This window comes from Leifsonia sp. HAY1-4F (assembly GCF_056755275.1).
On record NZ_JBNDHX010000032.1, the window covers coordinates 14,089 to 34,026 of the forward strand.

Annotated in this window: 18 protein-coding genes; 13 read left to right on the forward strand and 5 right to left on the reverse strand. The window is 68.2% G+C overall.

Annotation, left to right across the window (positions count from 1 at the left end; genetic code table 11):
• The first annotated feature begins 55 nt into the window (after positions 1-55).
• From ACPYOG_RS08470 to ACPYOG_RS08525, 12 genes are all read left to right on the forward strand, one after another.
• Positions 56-988, forward strand: a complete 933-nt coding sequence (locus ACPYOG_RS08470) for a carbohydrate ABC transporter permease (protein WP_481293795.1) — start codon at positions 56-58, stop codon at positions 986-988.
• Positions 985-1,848 carry a carbohydrate ABC transporter permease gene (locus ACPYOG_RS08475; RefSeq protein ID WP_481293796.1) on the forward strand — a complete coding sequence of 288 codons (864 nt, stop codon included), beginning with the start codon at positions 985-987 and terminating at the stop codon, positions 1,846-1,848. Before ACPYOG_RS08470 ends, ACPYOG_RS08475 begins: the two co-directional genes overlap by 4 nt.
• Positions 1,845-2,804: a Gfo/Idh/MocA family protein gene (locus ACPYOG_RS08480; protein WP_481293797.1), complete on the forward strand. Its 960-nt coding sequence runs from the start codon at positions 1,845-1,847 to the stop codon at positions 2,802-2,804. The genes ACPYOG_RS08475 and ACPYOG_RS08480 overlap by 4 nt, the downstream gene beginning before the upstream one ends.
• Entirely contained in the window at positions 2,801-3,796 is a 996-nt protein-coding gene (locus tag ACPYOG_RS08485) for a Gfo/Idh/MocA family protein (RefSeq protein ID WP_481293798.1), read from the forward strand. Before ACPYOG_RS08480 ends, ACPYOG_RS08485 begins: the two co-directional genes overlap by 4 nt.
• Complete coding sequence (locus ACPYOG_RS08490) at positions 3,777-4,769, forward strand: LacI family DNA-binding transcriptional regulator (RefSeq protein WP_481293799.1); 993 nt, start codon at positions 3,777-3,779, stop codon at positions 4,767-4,769. Before ACPYOG_RS08485 ends, ACPYOG_RS08490 begins: the two co-directional genes overlap by 20 nt.
• The gene (locus tag ACPYOG_RS08495) at positions 4,766-5,317 is read left to right on the forward strand and encodes a VOC family protein (protein WP_481293800.1); all 552 of its coding nucleotides are present in this window, start codon (positions 4,766-4,768) and stop codon (positions 5,315-5,317) included. The genes ACPYOG_RS08490 and ACPYOG_RS08495 overlap by 4 nt, the downstream gene beginning before the upstream one ends.
• Positions 5,314-6,204 (forward strand): sugar phosphate isomerase/epimerase family protein, encoded by an 891-nt coding sequence (locus tag ACPYOG_RS08500; RefSeq protein ID WP_481293801.1) that lies wholly within the window; start codon positions 5,314-5,316, stop codon positions 6,202-6,204. The genes ACPYOG_RS08495 and ACPYOG_RS08500 overlap by 4 nt, the downstream gene beginning before the upstream one ends.
• Positions 6,205-6,227: 23 nt before the next feature.
• The gene (locus tag ACPYOG_RS08505; protein ID WP_481293802.1) at positions 6,228-7,187 is read left to right on the forward strand and encodes a Gfo/Idh/MocA family protein; all 960 of its coding nucleotides are present in this window, start codon (positions 6,228-6,230) and stop codon (positions 7,185-7,187) included.
• Positions 7,188-7,210: 23 nt separating this feature from the next.
• A complete protein-coding gene (locus tag ACPYOG_RS08510; protein WP_481293812.1) occupies positions 7,211-7,963 on the forward strand; it encodes an SDR family NAD(P)-dependent oxidoreductase in 753 nt (250 codons plus the stop codon).
• 161 nt (positions 7,964-8,124) lie between these two features.
• Positions 8,125-11,235: a ricin-type beta-trefoil lectin domain protein gene (locus ACPYOG_RS08515; protein ID WP_481293803.1), complete on the forward strand. Its 3,111-nt coding sequence runs from the start codon at positions 8,125-8,127 to the stop codon at positions 11,233-11,235.
• Between the two features lie 270 nt (positions 11,236-11,505).
• Entirely contained in the window at positions 11,506-11,931 is a 426-nt protein-coding gene (locus tag ACPYOG_RS08520; RefSeq protein ID WP_481293804.1) for a hypothetical protein, read from the forward strand.
• A gap of 167 nt (positions 11,932-12,098) precedes the next feature.
• Entirely contained in the window at positions 12,099-12,611 is a 513-nt protein-coding gene (locus ACPYOG_RS08525) for a hypothetical protein (RefSeq protein ID WP_481293805.1), read from the forward strand.
• A gap of 90 nt (positions 12,612-12,701) precedes the next feature.
• Here ACPYOG_RS08525 and ACPYOG_RS08530 read toward each other — a convergent pair whose 3' ends face one another.
• Genes ACPYOG_RS08530 through ACPYOG_RS08550 form a run of 5 tightly spaced genes read right to left on the reverse strand, consistent with a single transcriptional unit; the run spans position 12,702 to position 18,016 of the window.
• Positions 12,702-13,361 carry a response regulator transcription factor gene (locus tag ACPYOG_RS08530; RefSeq protein ID WP_481293806.1) on the reverse strand — a complete coding sequence of 220 codons (660 nt, stop codon included), beginning with the start codon at positions 13,359-13,361 and terminating at the stop codon, positions 12,702-12,704.
• Complete coding sequence (locus ACPYOG_RS08535) at positions 13,358-14,896, reverse strand: sensor histidine kinase (protein ID WP_481293807.1); 1,539 nt, start codon at positions 14,894-14,896, stop codon at positions 13,358-13,360. The genes ACPYOG_RS08530 and ACPYOG_RS08535 overlap by 4 nt, the downstream gene beginning before the upstream one ends.
• A 48-nt stretch (positions 14,897-14,944) precedes the next feature.
• On the reverse strand, positions 14,945-15,598 hold the full coding sequence (locus ACPYOG_RS08540) for a GntR family transcriptional regulator (RefSeq protein ID WP_481293808.1): 654 nt from the start codon (positions 15,596-15,598) through the stop codon (positions 14,945-14,947).
• Positions 15,599-15,605: 7 nt separating this feature from the next.
• Positions 15,606-16,514 (reverse strand): methylisocitrate lyase, encoded by a 909-nt coding sequence (gene prpB / locus ACPYOG_RS08545; RefSeq protein WP_481293809.1) that lies wholly within the window; start codon positions 16,512-16,514, stop codon positions 15,606-15,608.
• Positions 16,514-18,016 carry an MmgE/PrpD family protein gene (locus tag ACPYOG_RS08550; protein WP_481293810.1) on the reverse strand — a complete coding sequence of 501 codons (1,503 nt, stop codon included), beginning with the start codon at positions 18,014-18,016 and terminating at the stop codon, positions 16,514-16,516. Before ACPYOG_RS08550 ends, prpB begins: the two co-directional genes overlap by 1 nt.
• Positions 18,017-18,142: 126 nt before the next feature.
• Here ACPYOG_RS08550 and ACPYOG_RS08555 point away from each other — a divergent pair.
• Positions 18,143-19,938 (forward strand): DEAD/DEAH box helicase (locus ACPYOG_RS08555; protein WP_481293811.1); only part of this gene is annotated, 1,796 nt, incomplete at its 3' end.

Below are 19,938 nucleotides of genomic sequence, written 5' to 3' on the forward strand. Positions count from 1 at the left end.
CCGACCAACTCGGGGAGCCGGCGGCGGCCGGCTCCCCCGAGGAAAGCAGGACACCATGTCAACGACGAGCCTCTCGTCGCGCAGTTCCGTTCAGCAGCCTCCCCGACCTCGAGAGCCGGCCGGCCGACGACGGCGGAGAGACCGCACGCTGTGGCTGTATGTCACTCCCGTTTGCGTCGTCTTCCTCTTCGTTTTCGTCGGGCCTCTCTTCTACACGGCGTGGACTGCCCTCCACGAGACGACCTATTACCAGATCGGAAAGTTCAGCGGCCTCGACTCCTTCGCCTCGCTCTTCTCCGACCCCAACCTGGCGAACAGCATCGGAATCACCGTCGTCTTCTCGCTCGGCGCGATCGTGATCGCGCTGCCCGCCGGCCTGTTGTCAGCGATCGTCCTGAACAATCTGCACCGGTTCAAGCGCACTGTCCGCAGCCTGTTCCTCCTGCCATGGCTCTTGTCCCAGGCGACAGCCGGAACGATGTGGGTCTGGTTCCTCAACCCGAACTACGGACCGGGAAGCGCCATCACCGAAGCTCTCGGATTCGGCCCGTCCGACGTCTTCTCGACGACGGGAGGCGCTTTGGTCGCCGTGACGCTGATCACGGCATGGTGGTCGTATCCGCAGGCCATGCTGCTCTTCCTCGGTGCGCTTCAGACCGTGCCCAAGGAGCTCTACGAAAGCCTCCGGGTCGACGGCGGTGGCATCTGGCGCAGCTTCGTCAACGTCACCCTGCCCTATCTGCGGAACACGATCGTCTCGGTGGTGGTCGTGCTCCTCATGCTCTACGTGCAGATGGTCACGATCATCCTCGTGACCACCCGCGGGGGTCCGCTCCGGGCGACGGAGACGCTCTCGATGCGCGTCTTCAACCAGGTCTTCCAGCAGTACAACCTGTCCGGGGCTTCCGCGACAGCCATACTCCTGTTCGCCATCAACGTCGTCCTCACGCTGATCGCCTTGCGCTTCCGACGGAGGGAAACCCTGTGACCACGTCAACGACCGCTCGCCGCGGCAGCCGGTGGGGCACGATCCTCCGGGGCGTCCCGAGATGGCTCTTCATCGTCGTTTCGGCCCTCGTCGTGCTCCCGCCTGTGGCCTGGATCCTCTCGACTTCTCTGAAGCTTCCCGCGGACACCATCCAGTTCCCGCCGAAGTGGATCCCGGACCCGTTCTCTTTCGCGAACTACTCCGGCATCTTCACACCGACGAACATACGGTTCTTCCTCAATTCGCTGGTCTACTCCTGCGGTTCGATCGTTCTCGCGCTCGCGATCTGCATCCCCGCGGCCTACGTCGCGACCCGGTACCGCAGCCGTCGCATGGAGACCGTGATGACCGGCATCCTCGTTCTCTCCATGGTCCCGGCGATCGTCGTCTTCATCGCCCTGTACTCCATGTTCGTGAAGACGGCGCTGATCAACACGTATCCGTTCCTCATCGTCGTCTACGCGGCGATCATCTGCGGGCAGACCATCCTCTTCATCCGCAACTTCATCGAGAACATTCCTTTGGAGATCGAAGAAGCTGCGGCCATCGACGGGTGCTCGCGGCCGCAGATCCTGTGGCGCATCGTCCTCCCTCTCATCCGCCCCGGCATCGCCGCCATCGCCATCTTCATCTTCGTGTTCGTCTGGAACGACTACCTCGTCGGCACCGTGCTCGCCACGACTCAAGACATGAAGACGGTTCAGAACGGCATCGTGCAATACCTGCAAACGGGATACGGCGCCTTCTGGGGTCTCTTCGCAGCCTTCGTCACGGTCGCATTCATTCCCGTCCTCGCGCTGTTCTCCCTGTTCCAGCGCTGGTTCATCGCGGGGCTGACATCCGGCGGGGTGAAGGGATGACCGAGGCGACACGGGTGGCGGTCATCGGGGCCGCAGGGTGGGCCGGGAGCCGTCATGCACACGCCTTCCATGACATCGGCGCCCGCGTCGTGGCTCTGGTGGACCCGAGCCCGCGTACGGCCGAGCTCGCACGTGAAGTCGGTGCCACGGTGCTGGAATCCGCGGGTCGGCTCCACCCGTCGGAGGTGGACCTCGTCGTGGTGTCCCTGCCGAGCAGCATGCAGCCGGGCGTGACGGCTGAGCTGTTGCGCCGAGGGCTGCGCGTCCTGGTCGAGAAGCCGGTCGGCTCCTCGCTCGCGAACGCCGAGCCGTTGTCCGGCGTGGAGAACGTCGACCAGAACCTCATGGTCGGGTACACGCTGCATCACCATCCCGTCGCCCAGAGGCTGGCGGAATGGATCTCCTCCGTGAACGTGATCAGTGTCAGCGTTCGGTCGGCGGCTCGCAAGCTGACCGTCGACTCATGGCGCGCGGCGCCCGACGAGGGCGGTGTCGCCGTCGTCAACGGCATCCACGCCATCGAGTATGCGGCGTCCCTCTTTCCCGGTGAGGCGACCGTGCGCTCCACCTACGCCAGCGAGGAGTTGCACCGCGCGGGCGTCGCCGACTACACCGCAACGACCCTCACCTTCGAGGACGGGCCGCTCCTGAGGCTGGAGACGTACTGGAACCCGTGGGAGCACACGACCGGCCTCAATCGCAACGATTGGTCCCTCGAGGTCGACGCCATCGCGCACGAGGGCCGGCGACTCTGGTCCAACTGGTCGTACCACGAGTGGGATCGTTACGGGTCGGAGACGGTACGGCACTTCCCCGAGATCGACCTCTTCCGCGAACAGGCGGAAGCGGCGCTCCTGTTCGCCGGAGGCGGGCCTCCGACGGTCGGGTATCGGCAAGCGCTGCGAGCGACGGAGATCGCGGACGCGATACTGACAGAGGTGCGAGAGCGGATATGAGCAGAGCAAGAACAGTGATCATCGGCGCCTCCCACTGGCACCTCCCGCTCTGCGCCCAGGCGATCGCGGATCGGCACAACGTGCTCGGCGCCTCGGACCCGGATACCTCCCGGGTCGAAGGCCTGAGCCGACTGTGGGGTGGCACGCTGCACTCCTCATGGGAGGACCTGCTCTCCGCCTACGACGACATCGAGCTGGCGTACGTCTTCGCGCCCCACGACACGATGCGCTCGATCTGCCTGGCACTGATCGAGCGCGGGATCCCGGTCGTCGTCGAGAAGCCCGCGGGCATCGCGCTCGGCCAGGTGGAGGAGGTCCGGCAGGCCGCCGAGGCGGCCGGCGTACCGATCGCCGTCCCCCTCGTGCAGCGGGGCGGCCCTGTGGAGCAGTGGCTCGGCAAGGCGGGAAGCTCCGTCTACGAGAGCACTCAGTTCATCGCCGGACCCCCCGACCGGTACCTGGTCAGCGGCAACCCGTGGATGGTGGAGCTCGAGCGCTCCGGAGGCGGGTGCATGATCAACCTGGCGCCCCACTTCGTCGACCTGTTCCTGCAGTCCTCCGGAGCTCGAGAGGTCACCGTGACAGCGGCGATCTCCGCCACTCTGCACGGCGGGGAGATCGAAGACTACGCCTCGCTCACCCTCGCCACCCCCGACGGGCGAGTCGCGACCGTCCAGGTGGGCTACGCCTTCCCGGCCTCACCGCTGAAACGCCACTGCGCGTATATGCGGATCGGCGCAGGGGGAACGGCGACAATATGGTCGGATGGGCGCGCGTCGTTCACGTCCACCGGCGGTGTCACCGAGACATCGCAGTTCAACGTAGACAGCGACCCCCTGTACGAACGGTTCGTCGGCAGGGTGGCCGACCAGCTGACCTCTGGGTTCGCGGGCCTGCCCGGGATTCGTGATCTGGAAGCGACGATGGCCATCATCTGGGATGCGTATTCGAAAGCAGGACGAGGGAGTATCGGTGTCCAACCACAGCATTGACGAAGTGGCGGCCGCGGCCGGCGTGCACCGCTCCACGGTCTCACGCGCATTCTCGCGTCCCGAAGCTGTGAAGCAGGAGACCCGGGATCACATCCTCAAGGTCGCTGCATCGATGGGCTACACGATGAGCCCGCTCGCGCAGGCGCTTCGGACCAAGAGCAGCACCCTGGTGCCGCTCATCGTCCCGGACATCACCAACCCCTTCTTCGCAGAGCTCGCGAAGACGATGACCGCCGTCGCCAGGGAGCGCGGCTACCAGCTGGTGCTGTGCGTCACCGAGAACGATCCCGGGGCGACCGCTGGATACCTTCACGCGATGCAGTCGATGTACGCGCCATTCGGGGTGATCGCACCCTCGACCCGGGTCGACCCCGCCGAATTCGAGCCGTTCGGCTTCGGTAACCGCCTGGTCGTAATCGACCGCATCGAGTCGGACGTTCAGGTGCCCACCGTGACCGTCGACAACGCGAAGGGGATCGAGCTCGCGTTCGACCATCTGCTGGAGCTCGGCCACACCTCGATCGCCTACGTCTCGGGCATCCCCGGAACGCACACGGCCGCCGATCGGCGCGCCGCCTACCAGGAGCTCACTGCGCGGCACGGGATGACCCCGATCGAGCTGGACAGCGACATCGGCGCCGAAGCCGGAGAGCGCGCCGCACAGGAACTGGCGACGATGGACGACCGGCCATCGGCGGTGATCGCGGCGAACGACATGGTCGCGTTCGGCGTCATCAGCGCACTCGGCGCCTACGGCCTCTCCGTGCCCGATGATGTCTCGGTCGTCGGCTACGACGGCCTTCCCCTCGGCGCGCACATCAACCCGCCGCTGACCTCCGTGCGACAGCCGATCGCCGAAATGGGCCGGATCGCCATCAGCCTGGCCGAGCGCGCCTCCCTGAACGGCGAGGTGGAGCACGTGATCCTGCAGCCCGAACTGCTCATCCGCTCCTCGACGAGGTCTGTGCGATGAGCTCGACGCGAATGCCCGGGCTCCAGTACGTGGACCACGCGGCCTACACGGTTCCGGATCTCGATGAGGCGGTGTCGTTCTTCGTCGACGTCCTCGGGGCGGAAGAGCTGTACCGCTCCACGCGCGGCCCGGATGCGGCCTTCATGCCCGTCAACTTCGACGTGCCCTCCGATGCCGCCCTCGAACTGTCGATGCTGAGGATGCCGCCCAACCTGAACGTCGAGCTGTTCCAGTGGCAGACCATGGACCGGCGAACAGAGCATCCCCGGCACAGCGACCGAGGCGGCCATCACCTCTGCTTCGCCGTGGAGGACGTGGACCGCGCTGTCAGCCACCTGGAGCACGTCCCCGGCGTGCGCATCCTCGGCGAACGCAAAGAGGTCGCCGGGGACAGTCCCGCCGTCGCGGGCAACCGCTGGATCTACTTCCTCACCCCGTGGGGTCTCCTGATGGAGCTGGTCGACCGCTCCCGCGTGCAGAGCCCCCCGAACTTTGTCGGACCGGCGGACTGGAACCGCCCGATCGAAAGAAGAACCACCTCCTCATGATCATCGCCGGACACACGCTCGGAACGCCGGGCATGACACTCCAGGAAGCGATCCGCCTGTTCAAGACGGCAGGACTGGACGCGGCGGAAGTCATCTATCAAGACGCGTACCCCGCCGCGATCTCCCCTTCGGACAAGAAGTCGGCGCAGCACGCAGCCGCTGTCGCCCGCGATGAAGGCCTTCCCATCGTCGCGCTGACCCCCTACACGACGAGCATCAACAGCCTCGACGCGAAGAACTGGCAAGCCGGCGTCGACGAGTTCCGCGGATGCATCGACGCAGCTCACGAAGTGGGCGCCACGCGCGTCCGGGTCTATGCCGGCGCCTGGCAGCCGGGTTCTGCCGAGTACACGGCGCACTGGGAGCGGCTCAGCGCGGCGCTGAGCGTCCTGGCGGTCGACGCGCAGCAGGCCGGCGTGGTGCTGTGCGTCGAGAACCACTTCGGAACCATGACGCAGACCGCGTCCGACACCGCCCGCCTGGTTCGCGAAGTGGACTCACCGGCCGTGCGCGTCCTCTACGACCAGGCCAACCTGACGTTCACCCACGACGAGGACTGGACTCAGGCCTTCGCCGTTCAGGGTGATCTGATCGGCCACGTCCACGTGAAGGACCTCGTCTTCAAGGACCGAAACGCTCCCTTCCGGGCTTCGGACACTGCCCGGGTCAAGGCGGATGAACGCGCGATCCGCTCTCGTGTCGTCGGCACCGGCATCGTGCCCTGGGCCGACATCATCCACGAGCTCGCGCGCCGCGGATACGACGACGTGCTGACCCTCGAGTACGAATACCGCTGGCACCCGCAGGATCTCCCTGAACCTGCGACGGGATTCGCCGAATCCGCCCGGGCGGTACGCGCGATCCTCTCCGCGGTGGTGTCCCAGTGACCACTCGGACGCTCCGTGTCGGTGTGGCCGGCGTCGGCAACATCGCGACGATCGCGCAGCTGCCGACCCTGGTGGCCCGCGACGATGTCGAGCTGACCGCCGTGGTCACCCGCAAAGCGGACCCCCAGCCGCTGATGCGCCGGTGGGGCTTCGGACGGGCCTATTCGACCGTCGACGCGATGCTGGAGGCGGAGTCTCTCGATGCGGTGTTCATCCTGACGCCGCGCTCGGAACATGTGGAGGCCACACGTTCTGCCTTGGCAGCCGGAGTCGACGTCTTCTGTGAAAAGCCGCTGGCCACCCGCGCGGACGACGCACTGTCCCTCGCGCAGCTAGCGGATGAGGGCGGCCGCATCCTGATGGTGGGATTCAACAGACGCTTCGCCCCTGTCTACGAGGCCGGCCGGGAAGCATTCGGCGCGCGCGGCGCATCCTTCTGCGTCGCGCAGAAGAACCGGGCCGGCTCTGAGTACCGCGCGACGTTCGAGAACGCCATCCACATGGTCGACCTCCTGCGCTGGTACTGCGGAGGCGAACCGGTGGAGGTGAACGCCCACGCCGCCGGCGATGACCTGTGGCAGGAGGAGGGGGTCAGTGCGCTCATCCGCTTCGACAGCGGCAACACCGGTGTGCTGATGGCCGCTCGGAACGCAGGCGCCTGGAGCGAGAAGCTCGACGCCTACGGCGACGGCGTGACGGCGACCATTTCAGCCCCCGACAGCGTCGCGATCACGCGTGACGGGCAGACGACTGTCCGGGAGATGTCAGCGGAGGCGTTCGGATGGGCCACCGCGACGCGGACCTTCGGCTTCGCCGGAGCGGTCGACCATTTCCTGGATCGCGTGCGGGATCGCCAGCAGCCGCTCACCTCGGGTGCGGAGGCGGCCAAGACTCAACTGCTACTGGATCGCATCCTGTCGGCCGCAGGTTTGCCGGTTGAGGAACAACCGGGACGTCTCTGGTCAAGCCACGCGAAGAAGTAGCAGGAGAGGAACGCACCGTGTCCATGCAGGACCAGATCGTCTTCGTCACGGGTGCGAACGGCGGCATCGGCAGCTCGATGGTCTCCGCCTACGCGGAAAGCGGGGCGACGGTGATCGCTTCGGATCGCGGCGGGGAGAAACCCGAGGCCGCCGTCGCCTACTACGACCTCGACGTGACGGACGAGCAAGCGACGGCAGCCGCCATCGCCGACATCATCGCCCGCTTCGGCCGTATCGACGCCCTGGTGCACGCGGCGGGAGTCTTGGGGGAGACCCCCGACCCTCTGAAAACCAGTACGGCGGAATTCGCACGGATCATGACGATCAACGCGACCGGCACCTTCACCGTCGTCCGGGAGACCGCGCAGGCGATGCTGGACCACGAGATCAGGGGGACGATCCTCCTCTTCTCGTCGGTCGCGGCGAAGGAGGCCCGGCGGACCTATCTGCCGTACAACGCGAGCAAGGTCGCCGTCCTCCACATCATGTGGTCCATGGCTCAGATCCTGGGACCGTCCGGCATCTCGGTGAATGCCATCACGCCGGGTCCGGTGGAGACGAACATGTGGGCTCAGCTCGCCGAGGCATCCGGCAACGCACCGGACTCGGCCGCCCGGGCACGAACAGAACGAGCGGCCCAGCTCCCGATGCAGCGATTCGCCCGGCCGGATGAGGTCGCGAATGCTGCGCTGTTCCTCACGGATCCTCGGAATCGCTACATCACCGGCGTCAGCCTCGACGTCGCGGGGGGTGCCCACCTCGGCATGGGATCGTAACCCAGGGGGCTACTTCCACCGGAAGGGTCAATCGGTCGCTGGACGAATGGGTCGTCGAGCTCGATCATTGTGCAGCTGTGTTCTCAAAACATATGATGTCATACCAATCGAATGGTCGTCCCACGGTGGTGGGCGTGCCCGAGTTCCGAAAGGTAGATCCCATGCTCAATGCCGAGCGTTCTCTCTCCCGGTGGCGTCCGACGGCGCTACGGACACTGGCGGTTGCTTTGGTCGTCGGCGGCGGTGTTGCCATCGCTCCCTCGGTCGCACCGGCCGCTTCCGCGGCGGACGCGGCCCTCTACGTCGCGCCGAACGGCAGTGACTCGGCGAGTGGATCGATCAGTGCGCCGTTCGCCACCATCCAGCATGCCCGCGACGTCGTGCGCACGATGAACGTGAACATGAGTGGTGACATCACGGTGTACTTGCGAGGCGGCAGCTATCCCGTCACCAGCACCGTGCAGTTCGGCACCCAGGACTCCGGCAGCAATGGACACCGTGTCATCTACTCGGCGTACCCGGGCGAGGTGCCCGTGTTGGAGGGAGGCGTCCCGGTCACCGGCTGGGCGCAACAGTCCGGAAACATCTGGAAGGCGCCTCTGGACCGCAGCGACAAGCTGCGCGCTCTATACGTCAACGGCGCCCGGTTCACGATGGCGTCCAAGACGGTGCAGGCGACGGGGTGCTCCGGTACATACAACATCACCGCTGGGCAGGCGCCCTGGGCGTGGGAGTCGGGCAGCCAGTGCGACGGCTCGACGTATTCTCTGAGCGACGTCCCGGCGATCGCCCGCAACCAGCAGGACATCGAGATCTCGACGGCGACGACGTGGACGACGGCGGTCGTCGGGGTCCGTCAAGTCACGACGAGCAGCGACGGCTCCCAGCGCGTGCTCCTGTTCCAGGAGCCCGGTGCGGCGATCGCGTCAGGCGCGTTCAACGGCAACTTCCAGGCGACCGGCACGCAGACGATTTCGAACGCGTACGAGTTCCTCGACACCCCGGGTGAGTTCTTCTACGACCGCGCCGCGAAGACCCTGTACGTCTACAAGGATGCGAACACCGACCTGTCCACGGCGTCGGTGATCGCTCCGAACAATGTCGAGACGCTCCTGTCCGTCGCCGGCAACAGCACGGCCGACCGGGTCCACGACCTCACCTTCACGGGCATCACCTTCGCCCATTCCGACTGGAATCTCACGCAGATCGACGGCTCATCATTCAAGCAGGCGCAGCAGGGCAACCTGGTGAATCTCGCGTATGCGAAGGGCAATTTCCACGACTACACGTACCGCAACGTGCAGGTTCAGCCGGGCGCGGTCGAAGTGAACAGCGCCTCGGGGATCACCTTCGCGCGCAACCGGGTCGAGCACACGGGCGCCGACGGCATCCAGTTCGTCAACGACGTCGTGAACTCGGCCATCGACGGCAACGTGACCAGCGACATCGGTGGATCGGCGATCAACGTCGGCGATCCGCAGCACGTCTTCATCGGCGACGGTACGTCGACGAACAAGGAGCATTACGCCCCCGGCGTCGAGGGCGCGCCGACGAACATCTCCGTGCGCGACAACTACATCTACGACAGCGCTGTGCTGTTCCGGGGTTCGGCAGCCATCACCGGCTATTTCCTCGACACCGTCGCCATCGAGCACAACCGCATCGACAAGACGTCCTGGGCGGGCATCTCGATGGGCTGGGGCTGGGGCAACTTCGACGGCACGAGCGGGTCGAACTCTCCCGGGAACCCGAGCCTCGTCGCCCGGAACAACAGCATCCAGTACAACGAGATCCGCAACACGATGCAGTACCTCAACGATTCCGGGCCGCTGTACACGCTGGGCAACCAGCAGGGCAGCACGATCAGCAACAACTACGCGAACGGCGTCCGCCCCGGCCACACCTATGGCATCCACCCCGACGAGGGATCGGCGTACATCACGTACAACGACAACGTGATGGAAGTCAGCCCCAACGTCGCCTACGTGATCAACTCGGGGACGTGGGGTCGGCAGCATGACCTGCAGATCCACAACACTTTCGGCCCGACCGACTCGATCTTCGACAGCAACATCCCCAACGGAGTCGTCGACCCTGTACGCGTGGCGCCGGACGACGTCTGGCCCCTGGAGGCATACGGAGTCGCGGCGGGCTCCGGCATCGAGGCGCAGTACCGCGACATCCTCGGCGCCCTGGCGCAGAATGCAGACTTCGCCCTCCCCGCCAGTGTAGTCGTCAGCGAATACACGCCGACGATTCCGGTCCGTGGTGTGGGCGACGCGTCTCGCGCTCTCTGGCTCGCGCCGGCCGGCACGACCCGGTTCGCTCAGGGACCGACGATGTCGTCCGCAGCCGGAGACGCCACCACCATCGCACTGCCGCCGGCGAAGGGCGACTACAAGCTGTACGTGGTGAACCCCGACGGCAGCGTGGCCTCCGTATCCGCAGCGACCATCGTGCGCACCGCCGCTGCGCCGCGCAATCAGGCTCTCACCCAGGCGGATTCGCAGAAGTGCCTCGATGTGCCCGGCGGTTCGAGTCAGAACGGCACCCGGCCGGCGCTCTGGGATTGCAGCGGCTCCGCCAACCAGCGCTGGACCTACACCGCAGCCGGTGAGATCCGCGTCTACGGCAGCAAATGCCTCGACGCCTACAACCGGGGCATGACGGACGGCACCGCCGTCGACGTCTGGGACTGCAACGGGCAGGGCAACCAGAAGTGGACCCTGGCCGCCAACGGGACGATCGTAGGGAACCCATCGGGGCTGTGCCTGGCGCTGACCGGTGCGCGCACCGACAACGGCGTTCCGGCGCAGCTCTCGACCTGCTCCGGCGCCTCCGGGCAGAGATGGGCCTTCCCCATCTCTCCGGAGACCACCCCGGCCAACGCGCTCGTGGTGCAGGTCGACTCCCAGAAGTGCCTGGATGTGCCCGGGGCGTCGACCCAGAATGGCGCGCGGCCGGCCCTGTGGGACTGCAGTGGCTCGGTCAACCAGCGGTGGACCTACACCGCGGCCGGTGAGATCCGTGTCTACGGCACCAAGTGCCTCGACGCGTACAACCGCGGCACCACGGACGGCACCGCTGTCGTCGTCTGGGACTGCAACGGGCAGGACAACCAGAAGTGGACGCTGAACCCCACCGGCACCATCGTCGGCACGGGATCGAACCTCTGCTTGGCGACCACGGGCGGCCGCACCGACAGCAGTGCCGCGATGCAGCTGTCCACCTGCAGCGGTGCGAGCGTGCAGAGGTGGACGCTGCGCGGCTGACCGGGATCGTCTCCCGCCGGCGATGTCTGCTGTGGTTCGGAACGTGTGCGGTGCGGCGAGCAACCGCATACGTTCCAAACCGCAGCACTCACATCGCGCGACGGCATCGGGGCGCGGCGGGGCGCGGCGCGGACGCGGTCAGCTCGCCGCGCGCGCGCCGTACTCCCCGGAGAGTACGGGCGGGTACTCTCGGCGCCGCATGACAGCGCCGCTGCAGCCGAACAGAATGGTGCGTGAACGGTGCGATCCGTCGAACGAAAGGGGACACCGATGTCCACACCTCTGAACGCATCCCCAGTCCTGGTGCGACGATCCCGAGAAGCGCTCAGCACGCTCGCGGTGCAGTTCCTGCTCGGGATGGGCGCGAACCTCATCGGCAGCCCGGAAGAGAACGACGGCGGTGTCCGGGTCGTCGCGGGCATCATCCTCGGTCTCCACGCCCTCGTCGGCATCGGGGTCATCGTCGTGGCGGTGCGGGTCTGGCTGGCGGCCCGGCGCGAGGGCGTCGCGCAGACGGCCGCACTCTGGGCGTTCATCGTGATCATCCTCACCTTCCTCGTGGGGGTCGGCACGATGTTCACGGGCAGCGAATGGATGTCCTTCCTGATGGCGCTCGGGTTCGTCGTGGCCGCCGCTCTCTACGTCGTCATCGGCGCGGGTGCGCTCCGTCGGCAGCGTTCCTCCGTCGCGAGCTGACGACGGTCCGACCGGCAGCAGACGACTTCGCCGGGATGCAGGCAGGCCGGGAGGCCGGATGAGACTGTTCTCATCCCGGTCTCCTCCTCGTCTCATGGGTGGCCGACAGGCTCTTTCCACAGGCCGAATTTTGGCCGTACGCCAACGGAAAGGTAACCTCCACCGAAATGAAGACGCTCACCAAGATCATCGTCGCCAGCACCGCAGGCATCCTCAGCGCGGGACTCGCCACGGCCGGCGCCTTCGCCGCCACCGGAGCTTTCTCCGTTCAGGACCAGGCGGGCGCCGCCATCGCGGCCCACGGCGTGACCGGCGCGGCGAAGAGCGCTGCGCAGTCGGCGGCGGCCACGGCGGAGCAGAAGGCCGCCGCGCTTCGCGGCGAGGTCTCGAAGGTCGCCGGCCAGGCGCCGGCCGTTCCCACACTGCCCACGACCATCCCGTCCGGCGTTCCGGCCGTTCCCGGTGTTCCGTCGGTCCCCGGCGTCACGACCGGGTCGGGCACCCTGAGCGGCTCCGTGTCCGGCACGGCGGGCTCCGTGACCGGCTCCGGCACGGCGGGCGCGACCGGCACGGCGGGCACCGCCGGCGTCAGCGCCACCGGTGACGCCGCCGCGACCGTGGTCGCCCCTCCGGCGGCCGTCGACGTGCGTGGCAGCGGTTCGGCGACGCTCAGCCACTGAGCGGTTCCACCCCGGCTTGGGGCGAGGAGGTTCGGGTTCCTCCTCGCCCCATTTCTCTGTCTTCGCCCGCCTCGCCTGGCTTCGCCCGCCTCAGGCGATGAGACGGTAGCCCATCCCGCGTACGGTCTCGATGCGCTCGGCGCCGATCTTGCCGCGGAGATAGCGCACATACACGTCGACCACATTCGATCCCGGGTCGAAGTCCAGCCCCCAGACCCGGCTGAGCAGCTGCTCGCGGCTGAGCACCTGACCGGCGTGGGTCAGCAGCTCCTCCGCGAGAGCGAACTCCCGCGCCGACAGATCCACCGCGGTCCCGGCGACGGTGATGCGGCGGGTGCGGACGTCCAGGACCAGATCGCCCGCCTGCAGCACATCGGCCGCCTCCGGGCGCGCCGCCTTCAGCCGCAGCCGGATACGCGCGAGCAGCTCGTCGAACCGGAAGGGCTTGGCCAGGTAGTCGTCCGCGCCGCCTTCGAGGGAGCCGACGACATCGCGCCCGCCGGTGCGCGCGGTCAGGACGATGACGACGAGCGGATGCCCTTCGCCCCGGACCGCATCGAGCACGCCGAAGCCGTCCAGCCCCGGGAGCCCGATGTCCAGGACCAGCAGGTCGTGTGCGCCGGTCCGCACTTCGTCGAGCGCCGCGAGCCCGTCGGTCACCGTGGTGACGGTGAAGCCGGCCGACCGCAGACCCTTCTCCACGAAGGAGGCGATCCGGGGCTCGTCCTCGGCGATCAGGATGCGGCTCATGGCGTCTCCTCTGCGATGGATGGGGACGTGCGGACGGCAGGCGCGGCATCGTCCACGGCGCCGAAGCCCGCGTCTCCGTCCACGTCCGCGTCCCCGCACGGGATGCTGAGGGTGAACGTCGACCCGGCGGCCGAGCTCGTGACGTCCGCGGTGCCGCCGTGGGCCTGCGCGATCGCGGTGACGATGGCGAGCCCGAGTCCTGACCCCGAGGTCCCTCGGGTGCCGCCTCCGCGCTGGAATCGCTCGAAGACCCTGGCCTGATCGCCCTCCGCGATGCCGGGTCCGTCGTCGCGCACCCACGCCCGGAACAGCATCCCGGTCCGACCGTGGACGAGCTCGCTCCCCAGACGGATCACTCCACCCGGCGTCGAGTACTTCGCGGCGTTCTCGGCGAGCTGGAGCCAGGCCTGGGTGATCCGGCGGACGTCGAGCGTCCCGTCGCCCTCTGCCGCCTGCTCGGTCACCCACGGGCGGTCGGGCGCGAGGGCGGCGGCCTTGGCGGCGACCATCCTCGTCAGGTCTGCGAGGTCGGCCGGCGCTGCGTTCACGAAGCCCGGCCCGCGCGATTCGGCGAGCAGGGCGATGTCTCCGACGAGCTCGCTCATCCGGTCGAGTTCGTCGACGGCGAGCTCCCGCACGACGCGCACATCCTCGGGGTCGCTCGGATCGAGCAGCTCGAGGTGGCCCCGCACGATCGTGAGAGGGGTCTTCAGCTCGTGGCCGACGTCGTCCAGCAGCCGGCGCTGCGAGGTGAACGACTCCTCCAGGCGGTCCGTCATCCGGTTGAAGCCGGCTGCCAGGAGAGACAGGTCGTCGCCGCCTCGGACGGGGATGTGCTGCCCGAGCTCCGTCGCCGAGAGCTGATCCGCCGCCTCCCGGAGCTCCCGCACCGGGCGCAGCAGCCGCCCGGCGACGAACCAGGCGACGAGACCGATGAGGACGAGCGCGCCCGCGGCGAGGAACGCATACGTCCGGAACGGGCTCGCGACCGCCGCGAGGACGCTGTCGAGGGCGTAGGCCGCGACGTAGAGGCCCTGCGCCGGATCGCCCTCGACCGTCACCGGGATGATCGCATAGCGCAGCGTGCCCTCGGCGGACTTCGCCGTGCCCATCACGACGTGGGTCGGATCCGCCTCGCGTGCGAACCGGGCGACGAGGCTCTTGTCCCGATCCATCCGGAACGGGAGGGTGCCGCCGGGGATGTACGCGGCCTGCCCGGCGACGATGCCGAGGGTGCTCTCGGAGGGGGCAGGGGCGGCCTGCTGGATGAGCGTGCGGAGCAGCGCATCCACTCCCTTCTGGTCTTCGGCCGGCGTCTGAGCCGCGACGGCCTTCACCTGGGACAGATTGCGGGACAGGTTCCCGTCCACCTCGGCCAGGGCCTGCTGGCGCAGCACGAAGAAGGTGGCAGCTCCCGCGGCGGCCAGCCCGATCCCCGCGGCGAGGACGATCGCCACGACGATCCGCGCCCTGACCGAGAACACGGCCCGCCGAGGGGGCTGCCCCATCGCGCGGCGCGGTCGGCGTGAGGGCATGACCTCATTATCCCGTGCCAGCCGGGATGACCACGAGGCGTCGGCCGACTACGGCACGCGCGCGAGCATGTTCTCGAGCGAATTGTGGAGGTGCACGGCCGTGGCTTGGCTGGCCAGCAGCTCGTCCCCGGCGATAATCGCACCCACGATGACCAGGTGCTCCTGCGTGGCTTGATCGAGACGGCGTCGGTCCTGGCGCGAGATGCGGCGTGCACGCGCCAGCTGGCCGCGCATGTCCCGGAGGCTCGCGGCCAGGTGCCGGCTGCCGGCGGCCTCCTCGAGAGCGCGGTCGAGGGCGTCGGCGAGTTCGTAGTACCGGCTGGTCCCGGCCTCGGAGTCGTGCGGAACGGCGCTCAGCAGTGCCGCGCGAAGCTCTTCGAAGCGTGCGGGGTCGCGCCGGCGGGCGGCCAGCCGGGCGGCCTGGGTCTCGAGAGCCTCCCGAAGCTCGAACAGCTCCACGATGTGATCGCGCGAGAGAGGTGCGACGGTGCTCGTGCGGCCCACACTCGTGACGAGGCCTTCCGCGGTGAGGCGGGAGAGCGCCTCCCGGAGCGGAGTCCGTGAGACGCCGAGCCGGACGGCGGTCTCCGTCTCACTGATCCGGGTGCCCGGCTCCAGCGTCCATTCGATGATCTCGGCGCGAAGCCGCTTGTACGCGACGTCGCTCGCTCGGTCGCGAGCCGGGGGAGGGGAGATGCTCATCCTGGTGTCAGCTCCGGTTGCCGGCGAGGTCGAAGGTGTAGACGCGCTCGTCGAACGACGCGTAGCCGGCGTAGTCCACGAGTTCGTAGAGGCGGGCGCGGGTCTGCATCTCCGGCACCCGGGAGGTGAGTGATCCCTCGGCGAGGATGGTGTCGAGGCCCCGCTCGGCGGCGCCCATCGCGAGGCGCAGCAGGGACACGGGGAAGATCACGAGGTTGACGCCGACATCGGCGAGCTGCTGCGTGGTGAACAGGTCGCTCTTGCCGAATTCGGTCATGTTCGCCAGGATCGGCACGTCGACGGCGGCGCGCATCGCCGCGAACTCCTCGAGGCCGGCCATCGCCTCGGGGAAGATCGCGTCGGCGCCCGCATCGACAAGAGCCTTCGCGCGGTCGACGGCCGCGGCCATGCCTTCCACGCCCCGGATGTCGGTTCTGGCCATGACGAGGAAGTCCGGGTCCCGTCGTCCGGCGACGGCCGCCGCGATCCGTTTCAGCGCCGTCGACTCGTCGACCACATCCTTGCCGTCGAGGTGCCCGCACCGCTTGGGGTTCACCTGGTCCTCGATGTGGATGCCCGCGACGCCCGCATCCTCCATCACCTGCACCGTGCGGGCGACGTTCATCGGCTCGCCGAATCCGGTGTCGGCGTCGACCAGCGTGGGCAGATCGGTCACGCGGGCGATCTGACCGGCTCGCTGGGACACCTCGGTGAGGGTGGTCAGCCCGATGTCCGGCAGCGCGAGATCGGCCGACACCACGGCACCCGACACGTAGACGCCTTCGAACCCCTTGTCCTGGATGAGCTTCGCGCTCAGCGGGTTGAACGCACCGGGCATCCGCAGCAGCTCCCCGGAGGCGAGCCCCTCACGGAACGCGCGCCGCTTCTCGCTGGCGGTGAGCTTCGAGTGCAGCATCAGAACAGTCCTTCCGGGGGAACGGGCAGGGAGCCTGGGGGCGCCACGACGTTCAGCAACCGCACTTCTCCGGCGGTGAGCTCGGGCAGTCGCTCGGCGAGATCGAGGAAGCGCTCGACCTCAGTGAAGCCGAGGACGCCGTCGGCGAGCGTGCGGAACTTGTGCACGTAGTCGGTGCGCGCGAACGGCTTCGCTCCGAGGGGATGGGCGTCGGCGACGGCGATCTCCTCGACGATGCGGGTGCCGTCGGCCAGAGTCGCCTCCATCCGGCCGCCGAACGCCTGCTCCGCCGGGTCGGTGGAGTGATAGCGGCGCGTCCACTCCGCGTCCTCCCGGGTGGTCACCTTCTGCCACAGGGCGACGGTGTCGGCGCGCCCGGCGCGCTCGGGAGCGTAGGCGCCGACGTGGTCCCAGGCGCCGTCCTGGAGCGCGACGGTGAAGATGTACGGGACCGAGTGGTCGAGCGTCTCCCGGCTGGCCGCCGGGTCGTACTTCTGCGGATCGTTCGAGCCCGAGCCGATCACGTGGTGGGTGTGATGGCTCGTCGCGAGCACGATCGACTCCACCTTCTCCGGGTCCCGCAGCTCGGGATGCTGGACGCCCAGCCTGCGTGCGAGGTCGATGAACGCCTGCGCCTGGTACTCGGCCGAGTGCTGCTTGGTGAACGAGTCGAGGATGGCGCGCTTGGCCTCCCCGGGCTCGGGAAGGCTGACCGTGTAGCGCGCATCCGGGCCGTCGAGCAGCTGGGCGATGACCCCGTCCTCGCCCTCCCAGATGGGCGACGGCGACGTCTGGCCGCGGATGGCCCGGTCCACCGCCTCCACCGCCATCTTCCCGGCGAATGCCGGCGCGTACGCCTTCCAGGTCGAGATCTCGCCCTTGCGCGACTGCCGCGTGGCGGTCGTCGTGTGCAGGGCCTGGCCGATCGCCTGGAAGATCACCGTCGGGTCCAGGCCGAGGAGCGTTCCGATGCCCGCAGCGGCGCTCGGCCCGAGGTGGGCGACATGGTCGATCTTGTGCGCGTGGAGGCTGATCGCCTTCGCGAGATCGATCTGGATCTCGTATCCCGTCGCGATCCCGCGGACGAGGTCCGCACCAGAACGGCCCGCGTGCTGGGCAACGGCGAGGAGGGGCGGGATGTTGTCCCCGGGGTGCGAATACTCCGCGGCGAGGAAGGTGTCGTGGTAGTCGAGCTCGCGCACGGCGACGCCGTTGGCCCAGGCGGCCCACTCCGGCGAGACCCGGTCGGTCACTCCGAAGACCGTGGCGCCGGGGGTGGAGGGATGCGCGACCGCCTGCCCGCGGGCCGCGGTCACGGGAGCGCGCCCCAGCGAGGCGACGGCGACGGCGGCATTGTCGATCACGCGGTTCACGATCATCTCGGCGACATCGCCGCGGATAGCGACCGGATCGGCCGCGACCTGGGCGATCCTCCACGCCAGTTGCTCCTCCTGCGGGAGCTGTTCGGAACTTGCGTAGGTTCGGACTTCATAGGCCTTCATGCGATCAATGTATACACGACCACCATGTGCGGGCGGCTCTTCGGCTGAATTGAGTCCTTCTGTATACACAGACTGCTGCTCCCTGAACGCTCACCGCCCGCGCCCTGCAGGGACTACCGTTGGATGATGACCCCGACCGATTCCCCGCCCAGCGAGGCAGACGCCGAGCCGACCCCGACGACCTTCTCCGATCTGGGGCTCGATCCTGCCGTGCTCAAGGCGTTGAAGGATGTCGGCTACGAGACGCCGTCCGCCATCCAGGCCGCGACCATCCCCTTGCTGCTGGACGGGAGGGACGTCGTCGGCCTCGCCCAGACCGGCACGGGCAAGACGGCCGCGTTCGCGCTCCCGATCCTGTCGCGGCTCGACCTGTCGCAGAAGACCCCGCAGGCGCTCGTGCTGGCGCCCACCCGCGAGCTGGCCCTGCAGGTGGCGGAGGCGTTCGAGAGCTACGCCGCCCACCTGAAGGGCGTCCACCTGCTGCCCGTCTACGGCGGACAGGGATACGGCGTCCAGTTGTCGGCGCTGCGCCGGGGCGTCCACATCGTCGTCGGTACGCCCGGCCGCATCATGGACCACCTCGAGAAGGGGACGCTCGACCTGTCCCAGCTCAAGTACCTCGTGCTCGACGAGGCGGACGAGATGCTCAAGATGGGCTTCGCCGAGGATGTGGAGACCATCCTCGCCGACACCCCGGACGACAAGCAGGTCGCCCTGTTCTCGGCGACGATGCCGGCGCAGATCCGCCGCATCTCGAAGAAGTACCTGCACGATCCCGAAGAGGTCACGGTCAAGACCAAGACCACTACGTCGGCCAACACCACGCAGCGCTACCTCGTGGTGTCGTATCCGCAGAAGGTGGATGCGCTCACGCGCATCCTCGAGGTCGAGAACTTCGAGGGCATGATCGTCTTCGTCCGCACCAAGAACGAGACCGAGACGCTGGCCGAGCGGCTGCGGGCACGCGGTTACTCCGCGGCCGCGATCAACGGCGACATCGCGCAGGCCCAGCGGGAGCGCACGGTCGACCAGCTCAAGTCGGGAAAGCTCGACATCCTGGTGGCGACGGATGTGGCGGCGCGCGGCCTCGACGTGGAGCGGATCAGCCACGTGGTCAACTTCGACATCCCCGTCGACACCGAGTCGTACGTGCACCGCATCGGCCGCACGGGACGCGCGGGCCGCAGCGGCGCCGCGATCAGCTTCGTCACGCCGCGGGAACGCCGGCTGCTGTCCGCGATCGAGAAGGCCACCCGCCAGCCGCTCGCCCAGATGCAGCTTCCGAGCGTCGACGACATCAACACCACCCGGCTCGCCCGCTTCGACGACGCGATCACGGAGGCGCTCCAGCAGGAGGAGCGGGTCTCCCGTTTCCGCGACATCATCGGGCACTACGTCGAGCACCACGACGTGCCCGAGGCGGACGTCGCGGCGGCGCTCGCCGTCGTCGCCCAGGGCGACGAGCCCCTCCTGCTCAGTGCGGACGATGCGCTCAGCCAGCGCGTGGAGCGCGACTCCCGTGCTGACGACCGCTCGGGACGAGGCGACAGGGGCGATCGCGCCGGCGGCCGGGACGACCGCGGGGCGCGGGGCGACCGCGCGCCGCGCCGCGAGCGGAGTGACAAGCCGATGGCGCCGTACCGGATCGAGGTGGGCAAGCGGCAGAAGGTGGAACCGCGCCAGATCGTCGGCGCTCTCGCGAACGAGGGCGGCCTCAGCCGCGACGACTTCGGGCACATCCGGATCATGCCCGACTTCTCCATCGTCGAGCTGCCCGCCGACCTCCCCGGCGACACCCTCTCCCGTCTCACCGGCACGCGGATCAGCGGCAAGCTGATCGAGCTGCTGTCTCTTATACACATCTCCGAGCCCACGAGACACTCGCTAATCTGGGGGGGGGGGCCTTTCTTTGAGAAAGGGGG